At 74.2% G+C, this 21,695-nt stretch carries 21 protein-coding genes; 18 read left to right on the top strand and 3 right to left on the bottom strand.

Annotated features, from left to right (window positions below; genetic code table 11):
* The first annotated feature begins 20 nt into the window (after window positions 1-20).
* Window positions 21-671 carry a hypothetical protein gene (locus AB0J67_RS15185; RefSeq protein ID WP_363481930.1) on the top strand — a complete coding sequence of 217 codons (651 nt, stop codon included), beginning with the start codon at window positions 21-23 and terminating at the stop codon, window positions 669-671.
* Between the two features lie 133 nt (window positions 672-804).
* On the opposite strand, the gene AB0J67_RS15180 is transcribed toward AB0J67_RS15185, so the two are convergent.
* Together AB0J67_RS15180 and AB0J67_RS15175 are read right to left on the bottom strand one after the other, a co-directional pair.
* On the bottom strand, window positions 805-996 hold the full coding sequence (locus tag AB0J67_RS15180) for a DUF5703 family protein (RefSeq protein ID WP_203746553.1): 192 nt from the start codon (window positions 994-996) through the stop codon (window positions 805-807).
* Between the two features lie 129 nt (window positions 997-1,125).
* On the bottom strand, window positions 1,126-2,094 hold the full coding sequence (locus AB0J67_RS15175) for an aldo/keto reductase (RefSeq protein ID WP_363481927.1): 969 nt from the start codon (window positions 2,092-2,094) through the stop codon (window positions 1,126-1,128).
* 158 nt (window positions 2,095-2,252) lie between these two features.
* Between AB0J67_RS15175 and AB0J67_RS15170 the strand changes: the two genes are divergently transcribed.
* The 4 genes from AB0J67_RS15170 (at window position 2,253) to AB0J67_RS15155 (ending at window position 6,112) form a co-directional block, all read left to right on the top strand.
* Window positions 2,253-3,317, top strand: a complete 1,065-nt coding sequence (locus AB0J67_RS15170; RefSeq protein WP_363481924.1) for an acyltransferase family protein — start codon at window positions 2,253-2,255, stop codon at window positions 3,315-3,317.
* Window positions 3,318-3,524: 207 nt separating this feature from the next.
* Entirely contained in the window at window positions 3,525-4,577 is a 1,053-nt protein-coding gene (locus AB0J67_RS15165; protein WP_363481921.1) for an LLM class F420-dependent oxidoreductase, read from the top strand.
* A gap of 10 nt (window positions 4,578-4,587) precedes the next feature.
* Window positions 4,588-5,418, top strand: a complete 831-nt coding sequence (locus AB0J67_RS15160) for an undecaprenyl-diphosphate phosphatase (RefSeq protein WP_363481963.1) — start codon at window positions 4,588-4,590, stop codon at window positions 5,416-5,418.
* Between the two features lies 1 nt (window position 5,419).
* The gene (locus AB0J67_RS15155; protein ID WP_363481960.1) at window positions 5,420-6,112 is read left to right on the top strand and encodes an MSMEG_4193 family putative phosphomutase; all 693 of its coding nucleotides are present in this window, start codon (window positions 5,420-5,422) and stop codon (window positions 6,110-6,112) included.
* Between the two features lie 86 nt (window positions 6,113-6,198).
* On the opposite strand, the gene AB0J67_RS15150 is transcribed toward AB0J67_RS15155, so the two are convergent.
* Window positions 6,199-7,890, bottom strand: coding sequence for a PucR family transcriptional regulator ligand-binding domain-containing protein (locus AB0J67_RS15150; protein WP_363481918.1), 1,692 nt, complete (start codon window positions 7,888-7,890; stop codon window positions 6,199-6,201).
* A 105-nt stretch (window positions 7,891-7,995) separates the two neighbouring features.
* Here AB0J67_RS15150 and uraD point away from each other — a divergent pair, with 105 nt between their 5' ends.
* From uraD to AB0J67_RS15085, 13 genes are all read left to right on the top strand, one after another.
* Window positions 7,996-8,493 carry a 2-oxo-4-hydroxy-4-carboxy-5-ureidoimidazoline decarboxylase gene (uraD, locus tag AB0J67_RS15145; RefSeq protein ID WP_363481915.1) on the top strand — a complete coding sequence of 166 codons (498 nt, stop codon included), beginning with the start codon at window positions 7,996-7,998 and terminating at the stop codon, window positions 8,491-8,493.
* Between the two features lie 28 nt (window positions 8,494-8,521).
* Entirely contained in the window at window positions 8,522-8,848 is a 327-nt protein-coding gene (gene uraH, locus AB0J67_RS15140; protein ID WP_363481912.1) for a hydroxyisourate hydrolase, read from the top strand.
* The gene (gene pucL / locus AB0J67_RS15135; RefSeq protein ID WP_363481909.1) at window positions 8,848-9,714 is read left to right on the top strand and encodes a factor-independent urate hydroxylase; all 867 of its coding nucleotides are present in this window, start codon (window positions 8,848-8,850) and stop codon (window positions 9,712-9,714) included. Before uraH ends, pucL begins: the two co-directional genes overlap by 1 nt.
* A complete protein-coding gene (locus AB0J67_RS15130) occupies window positions 9,714-10,565 on the top strand; it encodes an FAD binding domain-containing protein (protein WP_363481906.1) in 852 nt (283 codons plus the stop codon). The genes pucL and AB0J67_RS15130 overlap by 1 nt, the downstream gene beginning before the upstream one ends.
* On the top strand, window positions 10,556-11,110 hold the full coding sequence (locus AB0J67_RS15125) for a (2Fe-2S)-binding protein (RefSeq protein ID WP_363481903.1): 555 nt from the start codon (window positions 10,556-10,558) through the stop codon (window positions 11,108-11,110). The genes AB0J67_RS15130 and AB0J67_RS15125 overlap by 10 nt, the downstream gene beginning before the upstream one ends.
* Complete coding sequence (locus AB0J67_RS15120; protein WP_363481901.1) at window positions 11,107-12,459, top strand: 8-oxoguanine deaminase; 1,353 nt, start codon at window positions 11,107-11,109, stop codon at window positions 12,457-12,459. The genes AB0J67_RS15125 and AB0J67_RS15120 overlap by 4 nt, the downstream gene beginning before the upstream one ends.
* Before the next feature lie 121 nt (window positions 12,460-12,580).
* Complete coding sequence (pucD, locus tag AB0J67_RS15115; RefSeq protein ID WP_363481898.1) at window positions 12,581-14,893, top strand: xanthine dehydrogenase subunit D; 2,313 nt, start codon at window positions 12,581-12,583, stop codon at window positions 14,891-14,893.
* The gene (aceB, locus tag AB0J67_RS15110) at window positions 14,894-16,411 is read left to right on the top strand and encodes a malate synthase A (protein WP_363481895.1); all 1,518 of its coding nucleotides are present in this window, start codon (window positions 14,894-14,896) and stop codon (window positions 16,409-16,411) included. It begins immediately after the preceding gene.
* The gene (locus AB0J67_RS15105; RefSeq protein WP_363481892.1) at window positions 16,411-17,643 is read left to right on the top strand and encodes a hypothetical protein; all 1,233 of its coding nucleotides are present in this window, start codon (window positions 16,411-16,413) and stop codon (window positions 17,641-17,643) included. The genes aceB and AB0J67_RS15105 overlap by 1 nt, the downstream gene beginning before the upstream one ends.
* Window positions 17,640-18,938 (top strand): allantoinase AllB, encoded by a 1,299-nt coding sequence (gene allB / locus AB0J67_RS15100; RefSeq protein ID WP_363481889.1) that lies wholly within the window; start codon window positions 17,640-17,642, stop codon window positions 18,936-18,938. Before AB0J67_RS15105 ends, allB begins: the two co-directional genes overlap by 4 nt.
* Complete coding sequence (gene alc, locus AB0J67_RS15095) at window positions 18,935-19,921, top strand: allantoicase (protein ID WP_363481886.1); 987 nt, start codon at window positions 18,935-18,937, stop codon at window positions 19,919-19,921. Before allB ends, alc begins: the two co-directional genes overlap by 4 nt.
* 2 nt (window positions 19,922-19,923) lie before the next feature.
* Window positions 19,924-20,490 (top strand): nucleotidyltransferase family protein, encoded by a 567-nt coding sequence (locus tag AB0J67_RS15090; RefSeq protein ID WP_363481883.1) that lies wholly within the window; start codon window positions 19,924-19,926, stop codon window positions 20,488-20,490.
* Entirely contained in the window at window positions 20,483-21,622 is a 1,140-nt protein-coding gene (locus tag AB0J67_RS15085; protein ID WP_363481880.1) for an XdhC/CoxI family protein, read from the top strand. The genes AB0J67_RS15090 and AB0J67_RS15085 overlap by 8 nt, the downstream gene beginning before the upstream one ends.
* Window positions 21,623-21,695 lie beyond the last annotated feature (73 nt).

Below are 21,695 nucleotides of genomic sequence, written 5' to 3'. Positions count from 1 at the left end.
TATGAAGGAGTAACCGAGTAATGAGCGACAACCACGCCGCCGTCGAGGCCGCGCTGGAAGAGATGATCACCGCTGCCCGTGCGCACCTGGCCGCCGTACGTGAGGCCAAGGGCGAGGTCGACAGCGATGACGTCTGGCGCGCCTACGTCGCGTTCAACAACGCCGCTGTCGCCTACGACGACGCCCTCTCGGAGACGTACGGCGAGCCGCTGCCCTGGGAGGTGGAGCCGATCGACCTGGAGAAGGCCGACCGGTTCATGGCCGACCTGGTCGCCGCCGAGCAGGCCCCGACCGACCCGCACCCGAAGGTGATCTCGGTGCGCCAGCGCCGCGACTACCTGATCCCAAGCGTCTCCGCGCTGATCAGCGCCGCCGAGCTGGCCCGCCGCGAGGCCGGGCTGAGCGACGGCGACAGCGAGCCGGTCGGCTCGGTCGCCGACGCCGTGCTGGAGCTGCTGCAGAGCTCGGACGGCTCGCTGGCCGCGCTGGACATCCCGGAGCTGGAGCCGCTGGACGGCATCGTCACCGTCGCCGAGGTCGACAAGTCCCTGGAGCCCGACGACTTCGAGGAGTCCGACGCCAACGGCCCGTTCACGCTGGGCACCAACGACAAGCTGGTGGCCCGCCTGGACGAGCACCTGAACGGCGACATCATGGAGGACCAGGACTGACGTCCTGCCCTACGAGGGACGGCGTGCATCCCACCCGGGGTGCGCGCCGTTCGTGCTGTGGGCGGCGGGACACCGGGCGGCAGGACCTGCTCCACCGGCCGCCGTGGCCGGTCGAGCGTGGGGGGATTGTGCCTCAGGCCGACGGGCCGGGCAGCGGTGCCAGCCGCAGCGGGCGGCGGAGCAGCACCTGCCGGGTGCCGTCCTTCATCAGCCGCACCCGGGCCAGCTCCCACCCGCCGTACTCCGCCTGAATGGCCAGCCGCACCGCGGCGGTCAACCGATCGATGTCCGGAGGTAACCGCAGCGGTGCGTATTCGTAGTCCATAAAGAGATCGTGCCCGCTGCCTGCGGGTCCGGCAAGCGCAGCGCGCCTGCCTTCCGCTGGGGAAACGTCCGTTCGGGTGCCGCTGCGCCCCACTCGCCCGATTCGGCGCCGGCCCGGCGCACGGCCCGGTCAGTCCAGCTCGGGGTAGCCGAGCGGGATGGCCGAGACGTCGTCCAGCGCCCGGGAGATCTCCGGCGGCAGCTCGATCTCCTCCACCTGCAGCGCCGCCACCAGCTGCCCGACGTTGCGGGCGCCGAGGATCGGCGCGGTCACCCCCGGCCGGTCGCGCACCCAGGCCAGCGCCACCTCGGCGGCGGAGACGCCCAGCCCGTCCGCGGCGGTCGCCACCGCCTCCACGATCGCCGAGCAGCGGGGCTGCAGGTACGGCAGGACGAAGCGCTCGAAGTGCGGTGACGCCCCCCGCGAGTCGGCGGGGCGGCCGTGGCGGTACTTGCCGGTCAGCACCCCGCGGCCCAGCGGCGACCACGGCAGCACCCCGATGCCCATGGTCTCGCAGGCGGGCAGCACCTCCCGCTCGATGCCGCGCTGGAGCAGGGAGTACTCCACCTGCGTGGCGGTGATCGGGGCGCGGCCGGGCCAGGCGTGCTGCCAGGTCGCGGCGCGGGCGGTCTGCCAGCCGGAGAAGTTCGACACCCCCGCGTAGCGGGCCCGGCCGGAGCTGACCGCGTGGTCGAGCGCGGACAGCGTCTCCTCCCACGGGGTGTCCGGGTCGTGCCCGTGCACCTGCCACAGGTCCACATACGACACACCGAGGCGGCGCAGCGTGTTGTCGAGCGTGCGCAGCAGGTGGCCCCGGGAGCCGTCGTGGCGGCGGCCCTCCCAGGCGCGCAGCCCGGCCTTGGCGACGATCAGCACGTCGTCGCGGGACACCATGGCGTCGAGCAGGGTCCCCAGCAGCGCCTCGGCCTCGCCGTCGGCGTACACGTCGGCGGTGTCGATCAGCGTCCCGCCGGCGTCCACATACGCCTTGAGCTGCGCCCCGGCATCGTCCGGATCCGTGTCCAGGCCCCAGCTCATGGTGCCCAGGGCGAGGCGGGAGACCACCAGCCCGCTGCGGCCGAGCGGTCGTTGCTGCATGGGATGAACTGTATTCGGCTTCCCGCCGTCCCGGTGATCGGCGGGTGCCGTCAGCGGATACACAGGCCCGGGGCGGTTTGCCGAGCCTGCGTTGAGGGAAGTGGGCTGTGGTTGACGCAACGGTCGACCAGCCCCGGGAGCACCGAAGCATGACGTTGATGAGTACGGTCACGGCGCCCGCAGCCGTGGCCGCGACACCCGTCCGCCCACGTAGCCCGTACATCGACTCCCTGCGCGCGGCCGCGATCGTGCGCGTCTTCCTCCAGCACACGATGCCGCTCGGCGTGCTGACCACGCTGCTGCCGTCCATGTGGGTGATGTTCGGGCTGGCCGGCTACCTCACCGCCGGCTCGCTGGCGCGCGGGGGCGCGGTGCGTACGGTGCGCTCGCGGGTGCGCCGGCTGCTGCCGCCGCTGTGGGCGCTCGGTGCGGTCGTGGTGCCGTTGATGCTGGTCGACGGCTGGTCCGGGTTCGGCTGGAGCGACCTGCTCGGCTGGGCTTTCCCGCTGGTCAACCCACCGGCCAGCGAGTGGGGCGCGCCGCTGGTCGTGGCGCTGTGGTACCTGCGCGCCTACCTGTGGTTCGTGCTGCTGTCGCCGCTGCTGTGGTGGCTGTTCGACCGGGCGCCGGTGCTGACGCTGCTCGCCCCGCTCGGCGCGGCCGCGCTGCTGTCCACGGTGATCACGCTGCCCGCCTCGTCGGTCACCGACGTGGTGTGGACCACGGCCGCCTACGGCACCGCCTGGCTGCTCGGGTACGCGCGCCACACCGGCCTGCTGGACCGGCTGCCCTGGCCGCACCTGCTGGCCGCCGCGGCGGCACTGGGCGGGCTGGCCCTGCTGCGGGCGGGCGGCGCGGCCACCGGGCTGCACGATCAGCTCACCCAGGCGCTGTGGGGCACCGGCGTGGTGCTGGTGGCGCTGCGGGCACGCCCGGAGCTGGCCTGGGTGCACGGGGTACGCCCGCTGCGCCGGGTGATCGCGGTGCTCAACGCCCGCGCGGTGACCGTGTACGTGTGGCAGATGCCGATGGTCGCCCTCGGGCTGTGGCTGCTCGGCCACGCCGCCGGCCCGCCGCTGCTCACCGTGCTGGTGGGCGGGGCGCTGACCGCCGCGGCGACGCTCTGCTTCGGCTGGGTCGAGGACCTGGCCGCTCGCCGCCGCCCAGCCCTGCTGCCCCCCACCTCGCCCCGCGTCCCGTCCCTGGCCCCAGCCCCGGCATAGGCTTCGGCTGACCCGCGCCAAGATCGCGTCGATCTTGCGCGAAGTGTTAGGGATTTGCCCGGAATGGGCGTGTCATACCCACAGTTCGCGCAAGATCGGCCGGGGGTGGTGTGGGCCGGGCCACAGACGGGGGTCATCCTTCCCATGATTGCTACTAGTGGGTAACGTGGGCGCACCGAAGAAGCGGCTCGGCCAACGGAGGTCTTCATGCGACTCGGTCTCAACATCGGCTACCTGACGCCGTGGTCCACGCCCGAAGTGCTGCTGACGCTGGCCCGCGAGGCCGACCGGCTCGGTTTTTCGGTGGTGTGGGCGGCTGAGGCGTACGGGTCCGACTCGCCCTCGCTGCTGTCGTGGATCGCCGCGCAGACCGAGCGCATCGACGTCGGCAGCGCCGTGATGCAGATCCCCGGCCGCACCCCGGCCGCCACGGCGATGACCGCCGCCACCCTCGACACCCTGTCCGGCGGGCGCTTCCGGCTCGGGCTGGGCGTGTCCGGCCCGCAGGTCTCCGAGGGCTGGCACGGCGTGCGCTTCGCCAAGCCGCTGGCCCGCACCCGCGAGTACGTCGACGTCGTCAAGCTCGCGCTGAGCCGCAAGCAGGTCAGCTACGACGGCGAGTTCCACACCCTGCCGCTGCCCGACGGGCCGGGTAAGGCGCTGCGGCTCAACTTCCACCCGCTGCGCACCGAGATCCCGATCTACCTCGCCGCGGTCGGCCCGAAGAACCTGGAGCTGGCGGGCGAGATCGCCGACGGCTGGCTGGCCGTGTTCTTCGCGCCGGAGTTCGCCGACGAGCAGCTCGCCCAGATCGCCGCGGGCCGGGCCAAGGCGGGCAAGACCCTCGACGGCTTCGACATCGTGCCCAGCGTGCCCGTCGTGGTCGGCGACAACGTCGAGATGTGCGCCGAGCTGGTGCGCAACTATGCCGCGCTGTACGTCGGCGGCATGGGCAGCCGACAGCAGAACTTCTACAACCAGCTCGCCACCCGCATGGGCTACGGCGAGGCCGCCGCGCAGGTCCAGGACCTGTACCTGGCCGGTAAGCACCGGGACGCCGCCGCGGCCGTACCGATGGAGTTCATCGACCGCACCTCATTGCTCGGTCCCAAGGACCGCATCGCGCGACGCCTGCGTGAGTTCGCCGACGCGGGCGTGACTACTCTGTCGCTGGCGCTGTTCGTCGCAGACGCCGACTCCGGCAAGGAGACCTTGCGTACGGTGGCCGATGCCTACGCGGAGAGCGGACTGGGAGAGTAGACAAGTGGAGATCGAGATCTGGCAGGCGATCGTCCTGGGCATCGTGGAGGGGATCACCGAGTTCCTCCCGATCTCGTCGACGGGACACCTGACCATCACCGAGAAGCTGATGGGCCTGCCGATCGACGATCCCGCCGTCACCGCCTTCACCGCCGTGATCCAGATCGGAGCGATCGCGGCGGTGCTGGTCTACTTCGCCAAGGACATCCGGCGCCTGGCCGCGGCATGGTTCAAGGGCCTGTTCTCCGCCGAGGGCCGCCAGGACTTCGACTACAAGTTCGCCTGGTACGTCATCGCCGGCTCGATCCCGATCGGCATCGTCGGCTTCCTCGGCCGGGACCTGATCACCGGCCCGCTGCGCAGCATGTGGTTCGTGGCCGGCTCGCTGATCGTGTGGAGCGCCGTGATGGCCTTCGCGGAGTACGCCGCCACCCAGGTGCGCGGCGAGAAGCAGCTGCGCCTGGCCGACACCCTGGTCATCGGCTTCGCGCAGTGCCTCGCGCTCATCCCGGGCGTGTCCCGCTCCGGCGCCACCATCACCACCGGCCTGCTGCGCGACATCGACCGGGTCACCGCCACCCGGCTGTCGTTCTTCCTGGGCGTGCCCGCGCTCGTCGCCGCCGGCATCTACGAGCTGCCCGAGGCGCTGGGCAGCCCCACCGTCACCGGCACCGTGCTGATCGTCGGCACGGTCGTGAGCTTCATCGTCGCGTACGCCTCGATCGCCTGGCTGCTCAAGTTCGTCGCGCACCACACGCTGATGACGTTCGTGTGGTACCGCGTGATCCTGGGTGGCGCGATCATCGCATTGCTCGCGACGAACACCATCTCCGCGACCTAGGCTGGCGGGCGTGGCCACCCTACTGCTGCTGCGACACGGACGCACCACCGCCAACGCCGACGGCATCCTCGCCGGGGACCTGCCCGTCGAGCTCGACGAGCTGGGCGTCGCCCAGGCCGAGCAGGCCCGGGGACGCCTGGCCGGGCTGCCGCTGGCCGTGGTGGTGACCAGCCCGCTGCGCCGCTGCCGGCAGACCCTGGAGCTCGCCCTGCCCGGCGTGGCGGCGGTGCCCGACGAGGGCATGCGCGAGTGCGGCTACGGCGAGTGGTCCGGCCGCTCACTCAAGGAGCTGGCCGACAACCCGCTCTGGGCGACCGTGCAGCACCATCCCGCGGCCGTGATCTTCCCCGGCGGTGAGGCGATGGCGGCGATGGCCAACCGCGCCGTCACCGCCGTACGGGCCTGGGACGCGCGCATCACCGAGTCCCACGGGCCCGACGCGGTGTGGCTGGCGTGCAGCCACGGCGACGTGATCAAGGCGATCGTGGCCGACGCGCTCGGCATGCACCTGGACCTGTTCCAGCGCATCTCGGTCGAGCCGTCGTCGATCACGGCGATCCGCTACACCCCGCAGCGGCCGTTCGTGCTGCGCGTCAACGACACCGGCACCCCCATCTCGGCCCTGCTGCACAAGCACCGCCCACCCGCCGAGGAGACCGCCGAGGGCGACGCCGTCCTCGGCGGCGGCGCCTGAAGATCATCCGACTTGCCTGGCACATGGGCGTATCTTGGGCACGCGTACGCCCATGTGCCTGGCAAGTCGAGTGATCTTCGGGCGGGTCAGGGTGTCAGGCGTAGGGCGAGGTAGAGGTCGACGCGGTCGGCGAAGCTGTCGAGGTCGCGGCCGGTGAGGTCGGCGATGCGGCGGATCCGGTAGCGCAGCGTGTTCACGTGCAGGTGCATCGCGCTCGCGCACCTGGTCCACGAGCCGTCGCAGGCCAGGAACATCTGCAGGGTGCGCAGCAGATCGGCGTTGTGCGAGCTGTCGTACGCCCGCAGCGGCGCGAGCAGCCGGTCGGCGAACGCCTGCCGGGCGGCCCGGGGCACGCCCGCCAGCAGCAGGTCGTGCGAGGCCAGCTCGCCGCACCCGACGACCCGCACCCTCCCGTCACGCTCGCCCGCGAAGTCGTGCGCGTGCCGGGCCTGCGCCAGCGCGGCGGGCAGCTCGGCGACCCCCGCAGCGGTCTCGCTGACCCCGGCGGTGATCCGCGTCCCGCGCGCTGCGGCCGCGAGCTGCCGCGCACCCTCCCGCACCCCGGCGAGCACGTCCCCACCGGCGACCACCGCCACCACCCTCGCCCCGTCCGCCGCCACCACCGTCGCCGCACCGCCCCGCCCCGCCATCTCCTCCACGACCGCGCACACGTCGCACCGGGGGTCGTGCTGCGGTTTCGGGGAAACTGCGGGTTCGCGGCCGGGAATTCGTGCACTTTCGGCGAAACCGCCGCGGCCGGCGCGGTCGAGGGAGGCGACGACGACGGTGTACGGGCCGGTGGTCGGCATGCCGCAGGAGTGGAGAGCGGCGGTGGTCTCGGCGGGGTCGGTGGTGGTGGCGAGGGCGGCGACGAGGGTGGCGGCGAGCCGCTGCTCGACCTGCCGGGCGCGTTCCTGCCGGGCCGCGTCCAGGGCGGCCAGCTCGACCAGCTCCTCCAGCGGGGACCCGCCCTCGGTGGCGGCCACGAAGCGGGCGCCCAGCGCCGGGGTGAGCGCGGGCGCGTCCAGGTGGAACTCCCGGTCGCCGATCCGGCACCGCACCGGCAGCGTGTCCGCACGCAGGAACGCGGCGGCGAGCTTCGCGCCGAGGCCTGACCCGGCCGCGGCATCCCGCGCGCCCGCCCGACCACTGCCGACGGCCCCGCTGACGACTGTGCCGCTCGTGATGGTGCCACTGCCGCCGGCGCCGCCGGCGACGATGTCGTCGACGGCACCCGGGGTCGCCGGGACCTGGGTGGCGAGCGGGCCGCCGACGATGACGCGGCCGGTGCAGCTGAGGACCCACGCGCCCGTCCTCGGCCATACCTCGGCCAGGTCGGCGCCGGCGGCGAGCCGGGCGACCAGGCCGCGGCGGCGGTTGCGGGCGGCGACCGCGCCGGCCTCGCGCTCGGCCCACAGCACCGTGTTGATCCGGTCGGTCACCTCGCGGAACGACACCTCGGCCGGCACGGCGAACAGCGGCAGCCGGTGCCGCAGGCAGGCCTCGACCAGGTCGGCGGGGACCGGCCCGAGCAGCGCCTCGCCCGCGCCGAGCGCCGCCGCCCCGGCACCGGCCAGCGCGGCGACGAACGCCTCGGAGTCGGCGGGCTCGCGCCGCCACATCATGCCGGTGAGCACGACCTCGCCGCCGGCGAGGTAGCGCGCCGGGTCGAGCAGGTCGGTGGTGTACGTGTTGCCCGCCGGGCGGTCGAGCTCGCCCTCCCCGGCGAGCACGGGCAGCCGGACACCAGGGTGTTCCAGCACGTCACGTAGCCGCATGCGGACCGCCTTTGTCGTAACCTCCAAAGAGCCTAGCCAGGCTTTGTTGCAGTTTCGGTCCTTCTCACCCTTCTACGCCAGGGGGCGGGGCAGTTGACTCATCCCATGTCGCTGGCCGCGTTCAACGACCTGCCGCAGGCGCAGGCGGAGGAGGAGCTGCGCGCCTGCTGCGCCTGCGACGCGTGGGCGCGCGCGGTGTCGGCCGCCCGGCCCTATCCGGGGCACGCCGAGCTGCGCGAGGTCGCCGCCGGGGCGGTGGCGGCACTGTCCTGGCCGGACGTCGCGCAGGCGCTGGCGGCCCACCCGCGCATCGGCGAGCGGGCCGCGGGCGCGGGCCGGGAGGCGGCCTGGTCGCGGCGGGAGCAGTCCGGTGCCGCGTCGGCCGACGAGCAGACCGCGGCCGCGCTGGTCGACGCGAACCGGGCGTACGAGGAGCGGTTCGGCCATGTCTTCCTCATCTTCGCGACGGGCAAGTCGGCCGGGCAGATGCTGGCGGCGGCGCGGGAGCGGCTGGCCAACGACGAGCAGACCGAGCGCGAGGTGGTACGCCGCGAGCTGACGGCGATCACCCTGCTGCGCCTGGAACGGTTGGTGACAGCGTGAGGACGAGTAGAACCGGCGGGGCGGGCGGATGACCCTGTCGACGCACGTGCTGGACACCTGCCGCGGTGAGCCCGCGGCCGACGTGCAGGTGACCCTGCAGCGGCTCGGGCAGTACGGCTGGGTGACCGTGGCGACCGGCACGACGGACGCCGACGGGCGCCTGTCGGACTGGGTGCCCGCCGAGCAGTGGCTGGTGGGCCGCTACGGGCTGCGCTTCGACGTCGCCGCGTACCAGGGGCTGGGCAGTTTCTTCCCCGAGGTGACCGTGGTGTTCGACGTGACCGATCCGGCGCGGCACCTGCACGTGCCGCTGCTGCTGAGCAAGTTCGGCTACACCACCTACCGGGGGTCCTGATGGCGATCCACCTGGGGCCCAACCGGTACGGCAAGGCGGAGTGCCGCCTGGTCGCGGTGGCCCGTGACGGCGACCGGCACGCGCTGACCGACCTGAACGTGAGCACGCGGCTCGCGGGCCGCCTCGACGCCACGCACCTGACCGGCGACAACAGCGACGTGCTGCCGACCGACACGCAGAAGAACACGGTGTACGCGTTCGCGCGGCGCGGCGTCGGCGAGATCGAGCGGTTCGGGCTGGAGCTGGCCCGGCACTTCGTCACCGGCACCGACGCGGTGGAGCGGGCGCAGGTGCACATCGAGTCGTACGGCTGGCGGCGGCTGGGCGACCACTCGTTCGCCCGCGCCGGGGACGAGGTGCGCACCGCGACGCTGACCGCCACGGCCGAGCAGGCCTGGGTGGTGGGCGGGCTGCACGGGCTGACCCTGCTGAACACGACCGGCTCGGAGTTCCGGGGCTTCGCCCGCGACCGGTACACGACGCTGCCGGAGGCGAGCGAGCGCATCCTGGCCACCGCGGTGGACGCCCGCTGGCGCTTCATCTCGGCCGACGTCGCCTGGGACGCGGCCTTCGAGCAGGTCCGCAGCGGCCTGATCGACGCGTTCGCCGACACCTACAGCCGCTCGCTGCAGCAGACGCTGTACGCGATGGGCGAGCGGGTGCTGCAGACCGTGCCGGAGGTGGCCGAGGTGCGGCTGGCGCTGCCCAACCGGCACCACTTCCTGGTGGACCTGTCGCCGTTCGGGCTCGACAACCCCGACCGCGTCTATTTCGCCGCCGACCGGCCGTACGGGCTGATCGAGGGCACGGTGCTGCGCGACGACGCGCCGCCGGCGGGGCTAGCGTGGGAGCTGGGAGCGGCCTGATGGACTTCATGACGCCGTCGACCTGGGACGACGCGCTGCAGATCAAGGCGGACCGGCCGGACGCGGTGCCGATCGCGGGCGGCACCGACGTGATGGTCGAGCTGAACTTCCACCGGCGGCGGCCCCCGGCGCTGCTGGACCTGACCCGCCTGGGCGAGCTGACCACCTGGTCGATGGACGGTGAGCTGCTGCGCGTCGGCGCGGGGGTGTCCTACACCCGGATCATGGAGGAGCTGGGCGACCGGCTGCCCGGCCTGGCCATGGCCGCGCGCACGGTGGGCTCGCCGCAGATCCGCAACCGGGGCACGCTCGGCGGCAACCTCGGCTCGGCCTCTCCCGCCGGTGACGCCCATCCGCCGCTGCTGGCCGCCGGGGCGCAGATCGAGCTCGCGTCGGTACGCGGCACCCGGCTGGTGCCGGTCGCGGACTTCTTCACCGGCCCCAAGCGCAGCGTGCTCGCGCCCGACGAGCTGATCGCGGCGGTGCTGGTGCGCCCCGCCGCCGGGCCCGAGCAGTTCTCGAAGATCGGCACCCGCAACGCGATGGTGATCGCGGTCAGCTCGTTCGCGCTGGCCCTGCACCCGGACCGGCGCGCGGTCGGCACGGGCATCGGCTCGGCCGCCCCGACGCCGCGCCGGGCGGTCGAGGCGGAGCTGTTCGCCGCGGGCGAGCTGCCCTGGGACACCCTCGGCACGCTCGACCCCGCCGTCGTACGGCGGTTCGGCGAGCTGGTCGCGGCGGCCGCCGCCCCGATCGACGACGTGCGCGGCACGGCCGCGTACCGCCGCCACGCGCTGGCCGTGCTGGGCCGGCGCACCCTGACCTGGGCCTGGAGGGAACTATGCGGCTGACCTGCACGGTCAACGGGCTGACCCGGACCGCCGACGACGTCTGGGAGGGCGAGAGCCTGCTCTACGTGCTGCGCGAGCGGTTCGCCCTGCCCGGCAGCAAGAACGCCTGCGAGCAGGGCGAGTGCGGCTCGTGCACGGTGTACCTCGACGGCACCGCCGTCTGCGCCTGCCTGGTCGCCGCGGGACAGGCCGCCGGGCGCGAGATCCGCACCGTCGAGGGACTCGCGCCGGAGGGCGATCTCGACCCCGTGCAGCGGGCGTTCCTGCAGACCGGCGCCGTGCAGTGCGGCTTCTGCACGCCGGGCCTGATCGTCTCGGTGCACGACCTGCTGGGCCGCAACCCGCACCCCAGCGACCCGGAGATCCGCGAGGCCCTGGCCGGGAACCTGTGCCGCTGCACCGGCTACGAGAAGATCATGGACGCGGTACGCCTCGCCGCCTCCGGCGGTGTCGCCGCCGACCCGGCCGTCCGATCCGGGCACGGCGGCCCGGCCGGTCCGGGCGGTGCGCCGGGTCGGGGCGGTCTCGGCGGGGCGGCGTCATGAGGACCGTCGTCAACGGATGCGCGATCGCCACGGTCGACGGGGCGGGCACCGAGTACCCGCACGGGCACGTGGTGATCGACGGGGACCGGATCACGGCCGTCGGCGCGGGCGACTTCGACGGGCCCGCCGACCAGGTGATCGACGGCCGGGGCTGCCTGGCCACGCCGGGCCTGGTCAACACCCACCACCACCTCTACCAGTGGGCCACGCGCGGGCTGGCGCAGCAGAGCAACCTGTTCGACTGGCTGGTCGAGCTCTATCCGGTCTGGGCCGGGATCGACGACGAGCTGGTGTACGTCACCACCGCCGCCGGGCTCGGCGCGCTGGCCCTGTCCGGCTGCACCACCGCCGCCGACCACCACTACGTGTTCCCGCGCGGCTCCGGCGACCTGATCGGCACGCAGGTCGAGGCGGCCGGGGCGGTCGGCGTACGGCTGCACGCCTGCCGGGGCTCGATGGACCTCGGCGTCTCGCAGGGCGGGCTGCCGCCGGACAGCGTCGTCGAGTCGACCGACGCCGCGCTCGCCGCGACCGCCGAGGCGATCGAGCGGCACCACGACCCGTCGCCGTCGTCGCGGGTGCGCGTCGCCGTCGCGCCGTGCTCGCCGTTCTCGGTCACCTCCGACCTGATGCGCGAGGCCGCGTCCCTGGCCCGCGCGCACGGCGTACGGCTGCACACCCACCTCGCCGAGACGGTCGAGGAGGACGCCTTCTGCCGCGACCGGTTCGGCTGCACGCCCGTCGAGTACGCCGAGAAGCTCGGCTGGCTCGGCGACGACGTGTGGCTGGCGCACGGCGTGCACCTCGACGACGGCGCGGTGGCCCGGCTGGGCGCCACCGGCACCGGCGTGGCGCACTGCCCCAGCTCCAACGCGCGGCTCGGCGCGGGGATCGCGCGGGTGCGCGACCTGCTCGACGCGGGCGCGCCGGTCGGCCTCGGCGTCGACGGCACGGCCTCCCAGGAGGCCGGTGAGCTGGGCCCGGAGCTGCGCCAGGCGATGCTGGTCGCGCGGCTGCGCGGCGGCCCGGCCGCGCTGACCGCCCGCGAGGCGCTCGCGCTGGGCACCACCGGTGGGGCCCGGTGCCTCGGCCGCGACGGCGAGCTGGGCAGCCTGGAGCCGGGCAAGCTCGCCGACCTGGCGCTGTGGCGCATCGACGGCATCGGCCACGCCGGGATCGACGACCCGGTCGCGGCCCTGGTCTTCGGCCCGCCCGCCCGCGTCGAGGCGCTGCTGGTCGGCGGCCGGCCGGTGGTCCGCGCCGGCCGCCTGGTCCACGCCGACGAGGACTCCCTGGCCCGCGACCTCACCCGGGTCAGCCGCACCCTCCTGCGAAAGGCCGGCCGATGACCACCCGCCCGCCCACCGGCGCCGTCACGCCCCCGGCGCGACTGCTGAAGAGTCGCGCGCTCAGCGGGACTTCTAGGCCGCAGCTCGTCAAGAGTTGCGGCAGGGCAGAGGGGGTGGCGCGATGACGACCACGGCGCCCGTGGGGCTGGTGGCGGTGGTGGACGGCGGGGTGGGGGCGTCGCCGCAGCGGCCGGACGGGCGGCTGAAGGTGACCGGCGAGTTCGCGTTCTCGTCCGACCTGTGGGCCGACGACATGCTGTGGGGCGCGACGCTGCGCAGCCCGCATCCGCGCGCGCGGATCACCGCGCTCGACATCGGCCCGGCGCTGCGCGTGCCCGGCGTGTACGCGGTGCTCACCCACGAGGACGTGCCGGGCGAGCCGCTCTACGGCCTGGAGCACGTCGACCAGCCGGTGCTGGCCGCGGGCGTGGTGCGCTACCAGGGCGAGCCGATCGTGATCGTGGCCGCCGACCATCCGGAGACCGCGCGCCGCGCCGCCGCCCGGGTGGAGGTGGGCTACGAGGTCCTCGACCCGGTCACCGATCCCGAGGCGGCCCTCGACCCGGCCGGTCCGCGGGTGCACGTCGACCGGCCGAACCTGCTGCGCCACGTGCCGATCCGGCGCGGCGACCCGCACGCCACGGCCGCGGTCGTGGTGACGGGGGAGTACGAGGTCGGCATGCAGGACCAGGCCTTCCTCGGCCCCGAGTCGGGGCTGGCCGTGCCCGCCGAGGACGGCGGGATCGACCTCTACATCGCCACCCAGTGGCTGCACGTGGACCAGAAGCAGGTCGCGGCGTGCCTGGGGCTGCCGGCGGACAAGGTGCGGCTCACCCTGGCCGGGGTCGGCGGCGCGTTCGGCGCGCGGGAGGACCTGTCCATGCAGGTCCATGCCAGCATGCTGGCGCTGCGCACGGGCCGCCCGGTCAAGATGGTGTACGGCCGCGAGGAGTCGTTCTTCGGCCACGTGCACCGGCACCCGGCGCGGCTGCGCTACGAGCACGGAGCCGACGAGCACGGCAGGCTCGTGTACGTGAAGGCGCGCATCCTGCTCGACGGCGGCGCGTACGCGTCCAGCACCGGCGCGGTGGTCGCCAACGCGGCGACGCTCGGCGTCGGGCCGTACGACGTGCCGAACGTGGTGATGGACGCCTACGGGCTCTACACCAACAACCCGCCGTGCGGGGCGATGCGCGGCTTCGGCGCGGTGCAGGCCTGCTTCGCGTACGAGTCCCAGATGGACCGGCTGGCCGCCGCGCTCGGGCTGGACCCGGTGGAGCTGCGGGTGCGCAACGCGCTGCACACCGGCGACCTGATGCCGACCGGGCAGGTGGTGGAGGGCCCGGCGCCGGTCGCCGAGCTGCTCAGGCTGGTGCAGGACAGACCGGCGGCCCCGGCGCAGGCCGACTTCGCGCCCGGCGGCACGGCCAACACGACGCGGGGCGAGGGTGTGGTGCGCGGCGTCGGGTACGGCATCGGCATCAAGAACGTGTGCTTCTCCGAGGGCTTCGACGACTTCGCCACGGCCCGGGTGCGGCTGGAGGTGGTCGGCGGGCGGCCCGCCGTGCTGGTGCACACCGCCGCCGCCGAGGTCGGCCAGGGGCTGGTCACCGTGCAGGCGCAGATCGTGCGCACCGAGCTGGGCGTCGAGCAGGTCACCATCGCCCCGGCGGACACGGCCGTGGGCAGCGCCGGGTCGTCGTCGGCGTCGCGGCAGACGTACATGACCGGCGGCGCCGTCCGCGCGGCCTGCCAGGCGATCCGGACCCGCCTGCTGGACCGCCTCGCCGCACCGGAGTTAACAAGGGCACCTTCCTCTACGGATAGCGATAAGAAGGTGCCCTTCCTTTCGCTGGAAGGGGGGCGGGTGGTCGGCGCGGACGGGAACGTGGTCGCGGAGATCGTGGAGCTGCTCGCCGACGAGGCGATCGAGGAGACGGTGCAGTGGCGGCACCGGCCGACGTCTGCGCTGGATCCGCAGACGGGGCAGGGGGACGCGCACGTGCAGTACGCGTTCGCGGCGCACCGGGCCACCGTGGACGTGGACGTGGAGCTGGGGCTGGTGAAGGTGGTCGAGATCGTGACCGCCCAGGACGTCGGCAAGGCGGTCAACCCGGGCGCGGTGGCGGGGCAGATCCAGGGTGGCACGGCGCAGGGGCTCGGGCTGGCGCTGATGGAGGAGGTCCAGCTCGTCGACGGGAAGGTGCGTAATCCGTCCTTCACCGACTACCTGCTCCCTACGATCATGGACATGCCGCCGATGCAGCTGGACATCCTCGAAATGGCCGACCCGCACTCGCCGTACGGGCTGCGCGGCGTCGGCGAACCGCCTACGATCTCGTCCACACCGGCCGTGGTGGCGGCGATACGCGCCGCTACCGGCGCGGCACTGACCAGGGTGCCGGTGCGGCCCGAACACATCGTGGGAGTGTGAGTGACCGACATTCTGAGCCCGGGAGCGGTGGAGTTCGTCACCGAGCTGCAGCGCCGCTTCCGGCCGCGCCGCGACGAGCTGCTGGCGGCGCGGGCCCGCCGCCAGGAGGAGATCACCCGGACCGGCACGCTGGACTTCCTGCCCGAGACCGCGTACCTGCGCGAGGCCGAGTGGACGGTCGCGGCCGCCCCGGCCGACCTGGTGGACCGGCGGGTCGAGATCACCGGACCGACCGACCGGAAGATGACCATCAACGCGCTGAACTCGGGCGCGAAGGTGTGGCTGGCCGACCTTGAGGACGCGAACACCCCGCACTGGGCCAACGTCGTCGGCGGCCAGCGCAGCCTCTACGAGGCGGTCCGCCGCACCATCTCGCTGCAGCAGGGCGACAAGCTCTACGCCCTGCACCCGGGGCCGCTGCCCACCATCGTGGTGCGCCCGCGCGGCTGGCACCTGGACGAGCGCCACTTCGAGGTGGACGGCTCGCCGGGCGTGGCGGCGCTGGTCGACTTCGGCCTGCACTTCTACCACAACGCGGCGGAGCTGCTGGCCCAGGGCAGTGGTCCCTATTACTACCTGCCCAAGATGGAGAGCCATCTGGAGGCGCGGCTGTGGAACGACGTGTTCTGCGCCGCGCAGGAGCTGCTGGACATCCCGCACGGCAGCATCCGGGCCACCGTCCTCATCGAGACGATCACGGCCGCGTTCGAGATGGACGAGATCCTGTGGGAGCTGCGCGAGCACGCCAGCGGCCTGAACGCCGGGCGCTGGGACTACCTGTTCAGCCTGATCAAGAAGTTCCGGGCGCACCCGGCGTACACGCTGCCCGACCGCGGCCAGGTGACCATGGCTGCGCCGTTCCTGCGGGCGTACGCCCAGCTGCTGGTGAAGACCTGCCACCGGCGCGGCGCGTACGCGATGGGCGGCATGGCGGCGTTCATCCCGAACCGGCGCGACCCCGGGGTCACCGCGACCGCGCTGGGCAAGGTGCGCCAGGACAAGGAGCGCGAGGCCGCCGACGGCTTCGACGGCTCCTGGGTGGCCCACCCCGACCTGGTGCCGGTCTGCCTGGAGGTGTTCGAGCAGGCCCTGGCCGGCGCGCCGCACCAGCTCTCGCGGCAGCGGCCGGACGTGGCGGTGAACGCGCACGACCTGCTCGACGTGCGCACCACCCCGGGCGAGATCACGCTGGCCGGCCTGCACGCCAACATCGACGTCGGCATCCGCTACATCCACTCGTGGCTGCACGGCAACGGCGCGGCGGCGATCAACAACCTGATGGAGGACGCCGCCACCGCCGAGATCTCCCGCTCCCAGCTGTGGCAGTGGCTGCACAACGCGGCGCGGCTGGACGACGGCACCGAGGTCACCCGCGAGCTGCTGGAGCGGCTGATCGCGGAGGAGATGGAGATGCTCGGCCCGGAGTACGCCACCGCCCGCAAGCTCTTCGAGCAGGTGGCGTTGTCCGACGACTTCACCGAGTTCCTGACGCTGCCGGCCGGGGAGCTGATCGACTGATGCCGTCGCCGCCGGCCGGGGAGTTCCTCGGGGTGCCGCGCGAGCCCCGCGACGGCACGGGCCGGGTGCCGCTCGCCGAGCTGGACCGCAGGCTCGCCGCGGCCGACGGCGTGCTGCGCGACCGGTGGCCCGGCGAGGCGCCCGGCCGCCAGCCGCTGCACACCGTGTACGTGCCCGCCGACCGGGTGCGCACCGGGCTGGCGCAGCGCTGGGGCGAGCAGGCCCTGGCCGCGCTGGCCGAGCACGGGCTGCCGTACCCGGACCAGCTGCACGAGCGGATCGGCCGCAAGCTGGCCACCGAGCCGATCGAGGATCTGCGCATCGACTTCGAGGACGGCTACGGCCGGCGCGAGGACGCCACCGAGGACGCGCACGCCCGCGCCATGGGGGCGTTCGTCGCGGGCCGCCCGGCGCCGTTCTGCGGCATCCGGATCAAGAGCCTGGAGGCCGACACCCGCGCCCGCGCGGTGCGCACGCTGGAACGCTTCCTCGACGCGCTGGGCCCGATCCCGCCGCACTTCGTGATCACACTGCCGAAGGTCAGCTCGGTGGCCCAGGTCGAGGCGATGGTGTGGCTGTGCCGGCAGCTGGAGCCGATGGCCGGGCAGTTGCGGTTCGAGCTGCAGGTGGAGATGCCGCAGGCGGTGATGGGGCCGGACGGGACGTGCCCGCTGCCCGCGATGATCCAGGCCGCGCAGGGCCGCTGCGTCGGCCTGCACTACGGCACGTACGACTACTCGGCGGCGCTGGGCGTCGCGGCGGCGTACCAGTCGATGGAGCATCCGGTGGCCGACCACGCCAAGGCGGTCATGCAGGTCGCGGCGGCGGGCACGGGCGTGCGCGTGGTCGACGGCTCCACCAACGTGCTGCCCGTCGGCGATACCGCCGCCGTGCACGCCGCCTGGGCGCTGCACCGGCGGCTGGTGCGCCGGAGCCTGGAACGCGGCTTCTACCAGGGCTGGGACCTGCACCCGGCGCAGCTGCCGACGCGCTACGCGGCGGCGTACACCTTCTTCCGGGAGGGCGCGCCGCAGGCGGCGGAGCGGCTGCGGGCGTGGCTGGCCGGCCGCGACAGCGCCGCGCAGCGCGACAGCGCCGCCCGCGGCACCGGCTACCTCGACGAACCCGCGACCGCGCGGGCCCTGGCCGGATTCCTGCGACGCGCCCTGGAATGCGGTGCGCTGGATTCCGGCGAATTCGGCGTCGATCGATCTATGCTGGGATCGCTGTGAACTACGACCTCATCCTGCGCTCGCACCGGACGCTGCTGCCGGAGGGCGAGCGGCCCGCCGACGTCGGCATCCGCGACGGCCTCATCGCCGCGGTCGCCGGGCACCAGGCCCTGACCGGCCACGACGTGATCGACCTGGGCGAGTGCGCCCTGCTGCCCGGCCTCGTCGACACCCACGTGCACGTCAACGAACCGGGCCGCACCCAGTGGGAGGGCTTCGACACCGCGACCCGCGCCGCCGCGGCCGGGGGCGTCACCACCATCGTCGACATGCCGCTGAACTCGATCCCGCCGACCGTCGACACCGAGGCGCTGCGGGTCAAGCGGGCCGCCGCCGCCGAGCAGTGTTATGTGGACGTCGGCTTCTGGGGCGGCGCGGTGCCCGGCAACGCCGGGGCGCTGCCCGCGCTGCACGAGCGGGGCGTGTTCGGGTTCAAGGCGTTCCTCATCGACTCCGGGGTGCCCGAGTTCCCGCCGCTGGACCCGGCCGGGCTGGAGGAGGCCCTGGGCGCGGTCGACGCGCTGTTCGTGGTGCACGCCGAGGACCCGGCGCTGGTCACCGCGGCGCACGGCGAGCACTTCGCCGACTTCGTGGCCTCCCGGCCGCCGCAGGCCGAGGCCCGCGCCGTCGCCGCCGCGATCGAGGCGGCCCGGCGCACCGGCGCCCGGGTGCACATCCTGCACCTGGCCGCCGCCGACGCGCTGCCGCTGATCGCCGCCGCCCGCCGCGAAGGCGTCCGGGTCACCGCCGAGACCTGCCCGCACTACCTCACCCTCGACGCCGCCGACGTGCCCGACGGCGCGACGCAGTACAAGTGCTGCCCGCCGATCCGGGACCGGTCCCATCAGGACGCGCTGTGGCAGGCGCTGGCCGACGGGGTGGTCGACTGCGTCGTGTCCGACCACTCGCCGTGCCCGCCCGACCTCAAGGCGGGCGACTTCGGCAGCGCCTGGGGCGGCATCGCCTCGGTGCAGCTCGGCCTGCCGCTGATCTGGACCGCCGCCGCCGCGCGCGGGCACACCCTGGCCGACGTGGTGCGCTGGATGGCGGCCAACCCCGCCGACCTGGTGGGGCTGCCCGGCAAGGGCCGCATCGCCGAGGGAGCCGACGCCGACCTGGTCGCCTTCGACGCCGACGCCGGGTTCACCGTCGACGCCGCGAAGCTGCTGCACCGCCACCACGTCTCGCCATACCACGGCCGTCGCCTGCGCGGCGTCGTCCGCGACACCTGGCTGCGCGGACGCCTCGCGGGCGCCGAGCCGATGGGCCGCCTGCTGGAACGGGGTAGGGCATGACGTTCGAGGAGCTGCTGGATCTGGCGTCGCGCAACGTCGGGGGCAGCGTCGTCGCCGCCAACGACGAGTTCTTCGCCGAGCGCGACAACCTGATCAACCCGTGGGCGCCGACCTTCGCCCCGCGCACCTTCGGGGCCAAGGGCCAGGTGTACGACGGCTGGGAGACCCGCCGCCGCCGCGAGCCCGGCCACGACCACGCCGTGATCCGGCTCGGCGCACCCGGGTTCGTGCACGGCGTCGTGGTCGACACCGCGTTCTTCACCGGCAACTACCCGCCCGAGGCGTCCGTCGAGGGCTGCCGCGCGCCCGGCTACCCCTCGCCCGCCGAGCTGGCCGGCGCCGACTGGTTCCCGCTGGTCGAGCGCTCAGCGCTGCACGGCGACACCCGCAACCGGTTCGCCGTCACCGCGGGACGCGTCGTCACCCACGTACGGCTCACCATCCACCCCGACGGGGGCGTGGCCCGGCTGCGTGTCTACGGCGAGCCCGCCCCCGACCCGGACCTGCTGCCCGACACGCTCGACCTGGCCGCCGCCGAGCTCGGCGGGCGGGTCGCCGACTGCAGCGACCGCTTCTACGGCTCGCCCGGCAACCTGCTGCTGCCGGGCCTGGCCGCGAGCATGGGCGAGGGCTGGGAGACCCGGCGGCGCCGCGACGACGGCAACGACTGGGTCCGGGTCCGGCTCGCCGCACCGGGTGTGATCCACCTGGCCGAGCTGGACACCTCGCACTTCAAGGGCAACGCTCCGGGCTGGGCGCGGCTGACCGGCGGGGGCGGCGAGCCGCTGCTGCCCCGCACCCGGCTGCAGCCCGACACCCGCCACCGGTTCCGCCTGGCGCACGGCGGGCCGGTCGACGAGGTGCGCCTGGACATCTACCCCGACGGCGGCATGGCCCGGCTGCGCCTGTACGGCAGCCTGACGGCCTCCGCCCGGGAGAGGCTCGCCGCTCAGTGGGCGGATCGGGAGGCAGGGGGAGGATAAGAATGGCGGTCGGCGGATTGCTGCTGGCAGCGGGGGCGGGACGGCGCTACGGGGGCCCCAAGGCGTACGCGCCGGTGCCGGGCGACGGGGAGTTGATGGTGCAGCGCGGGCTGCGCACGCTGCGCGAGGGCGACTGCGAACCGGTCGTGGTGGTGCTGGGGGCGGGCGCCGAGCGGGCGCCGCAGCTGCCCGGCGCGCTGGTGGTGGTGAACGAGGACTGGCCCAGCGGGATGGGCTCGTCCCTGCGCGCGGGGTTGGCGGCACTGCCGCCGCAGGTGGAGGCTGTAGTGGTGCTGCTGGTGGACACGCCGGGGATCACCGCCGAGGCGGTGCGCCGGGTCGGGGCGGGCGCCGGTCCGGCCACGCTGCGCGTCGCCACGTACGGCGGGGACGGCGGGCACCCGGTGCTGCTCGGCCGCGACCACTGGGCCGGGGCGGCGAAGCTCGCCGTCGGCGACGTCGGCGCCCGGCCGTACCTGGCCCGGCACGAGGTCGAGACGGTGCCCTGCGACGACGTGTCCGACGGGGCGGACGTGGACGTGCCCGGCTCGGAAGTGCCCCGTGCGTGACGTGCTCGACGACCTGCTGCGCTGGTGGGAGGTGGGCGAGACGGTGGGCCTGGCGACGGTGGTGCGGACCTGGCGGTCCGCGCCCCGCCGCCCCGGCGCGGCGCTGCTCGTCGGGCCGGACGGGCAGGTCGAGGGCAGCGTCTCCGGCGGCTGCGTCGAGGCCGCCGTGTACGAGGTCGCCAAGGAGGTCGCCGCCGAGCCGGGCGCCCGGCCCGTGCTGGAACGCTACGGCGTCAGCGACTCCGACGCCTTCGCGGTGGCGCTGACCTGCGGCGGCACCATCGAGGTGTTCGTCGAGCAGCTCTCCCGCGACACGTTCCCGCAGCTCGGCGAGGTCGCGGCGGCGATCCGCGAGGGCCGCCCGGTGGCCGTGGCGACCTGCGTCGAACCGGCGGACTCGCCACGCCTCGGCCGGCGCATGGTGCTGTGGGAGGACGGCACCTCCGGCTCCTTCGGCTCGGCCCGGCTGGACGCGGCCGTCGCCGACGACGCGCGCGGGCTGCTCGTCGCCGGGCGCACCGGGATGCTGCACTACGGCGCCGACGGGCAGCGGCGCGGCGACGAGCTCGCGGTGTTCGTCAACGCGTACGCGCCGCCCACCCGCATGATCGTTTTCGGGGCGATCGACTTCGCCGCCGCCGTGGCCCGGATGGGCGGGTTCCTCGGGTATCACGTCACCGTGTGCGACGCCCGGCCCGTGTTCGCGACCGCGAAGCGGTTCCCGGCCGCCGACGAGGTCGTCGTGCAGTGGCCGCACCGGTATCTGGAGGGTGAGGTGGCCGCCCGCCGCGTCGACGAGCGCACCGTGCTCTGCGTGCTCACCCACGACCCGAAGTTCGACGTGCCGCTGCTGGAGCTCGCGCTGCGGCTGCCCGTGGCGTACGTCGGCGCGATGGGCTCGCGCCGCACCCACGAGGACCGGCTGGCGCGGCTGCGCGAGCACGGCATGACCGAGGCCGAGCTGGGCCGGCTGCGCTCGCCGATCGGGCTGGACCTCGGCGCCCGCACGCCGGAGGAGACCGCCGTCAGCATCGCCGCCGAGATCATCGCGGTGCGCTGGGGCGGGACCGGCGAGATCCTGTCCGACCTGGCCGGCCCGATCCACCACCACGGCGCCCTGGCCGACCTCTGACCCCACCACCACACCGCGCCGGGCCGCCGCAACGGGCCGGGCGCCGTGCCGCGCCGGGCCCGCTTCCGAGGAA

This window comes from Catellatospora sp. NPDC049609 (genome assembly GCF_040675365.1).
In the GTDB taxonomy this organism is placed as follows: domain Bacteria; phylum Actinomycetota; class Actinomycetes; order Mycobacteriales; family Micromonosporaceae; genus Catellatospora.
The sequence above is the reverse complement of the archived record's forward strand: the minus strand, read 5'-3'. Positions and strand labels throughout refer to the sequence as shown.

Excerpts from the sequence above, each read along its gene's own strand:
- AB0J67_RS15185 (WP_363481930.1), top strand. The coding sequence starts at position 21 with ATGAGCGACAACCACGCCGCCGTCGAGGCCGCGCTGGAAGAGATGATC.
- AB0J67_RS15180 (WP_203746553.1), bottom strand. The coding sequence starts at position 996 with ATGGACTACGAATACGCACCGCTGCGGTTACCTCCGGACATCGATCGG.
- AB0J67_RS15175 (WP_363481927.1), bottom strand. The coding sequence starts at position 2,094 with ATGCAGCAACGACCGCTCGGCCGCAGCGGGCTGGTGGTCTCCCGCCTC.
- AB0J67_RS15170 (WP_363481924.1), top strand. The coding sequence starts at position 2,253 with ATGAGTACGGTCACGGCGCCCGCAGCCGTGGCCGCGACACCCGTCCGC.
- AB0J67_RS15165 (WP_363481921.1), top strand. The coding sequence starts at position 3,525 with ATGCGACTCGGTCTCAACATCGGCTACCTGACGCCGTGGTCCACGCCC.
- AB0J67_RS15150 (WP_363481918.1), bottom strand. The coding sequence starts at position 7,890 with ATGCGGCTACGTGACGTGCTGGAACACCCTGGTGTCCGGCTGCCCGTG.
- uraD (WP_363481915.1), top strand. The coding sequence starts at position 7,996 with ATGTCGCTGGCCGCGTTCAACGACCTGCCGCAGGCGCAGGCGGAGGAG.
- uraH (WP_363481912.1), top strand. The coding sequence starts at position 8,522 with ATGACCCTGTCGACGCACGTGCTGGACACCTGCCGCGGTGAGCCCGCG.
- pucL (WP_363481909.1), top strand. The coding sequence starts at position 8,848 with ATGGCGATCCACCTGGGGCCCAACCGGTACGGCAAGGCGGAGTGCCGC.
- AB0J67_RS15130 (WP_363481906.1), top strand. The coding sequence starts at position 9,714 with ATGGACTTCATGACGCCGTCGACCTGGGACGACGCGCTGCAGATCAAG.
- AB0J67_RS15125 (WP_363481903.1), top strand. The coding sequence starts at position 10,556 with ATGCGGCTGACCTGCACGGTCAACGGGCTGACCCGGACCGCCGACGAC.
- AB0J67_RS15120 (WP_363481901.1), top strand. The coding sequence starts at position 11,107 with ATGAGGACCGTCGTCAACGGATGCGCGATCGCCACGGTCGACGGGGCG.
- pucD (WP_363481898.1), top strand. The coding sequence starts at position 12,581 with ATGACGACCACGGCGCCCGTGGGGCTGGTGGCGGTGGTGGACGGCGGG.
- AB0J67_RS15105 (WP_363481892.1), top strand. The coding sequence starts at position 16,411 with ATGCCGTCGCCGCCGGCCGGGGAGTTCCTCGGGGTGCCGCGCGAGCCC.
- alc (WP_363481886.1), top strand. The coding sequence starts at position 18,935 with ATGACGTTCGAGGAGCTGCTGGATCTGGCGTCGCGCAACGTCGGGGGC.
- AB0J67_RS15090 (WP_363481883.1), top strand. The coding sequence starts at position 19,924 with ATGGCGGTCGGCGGATTGCTGCTGGCAGCGGGGGCGGGACGGCGCTAC.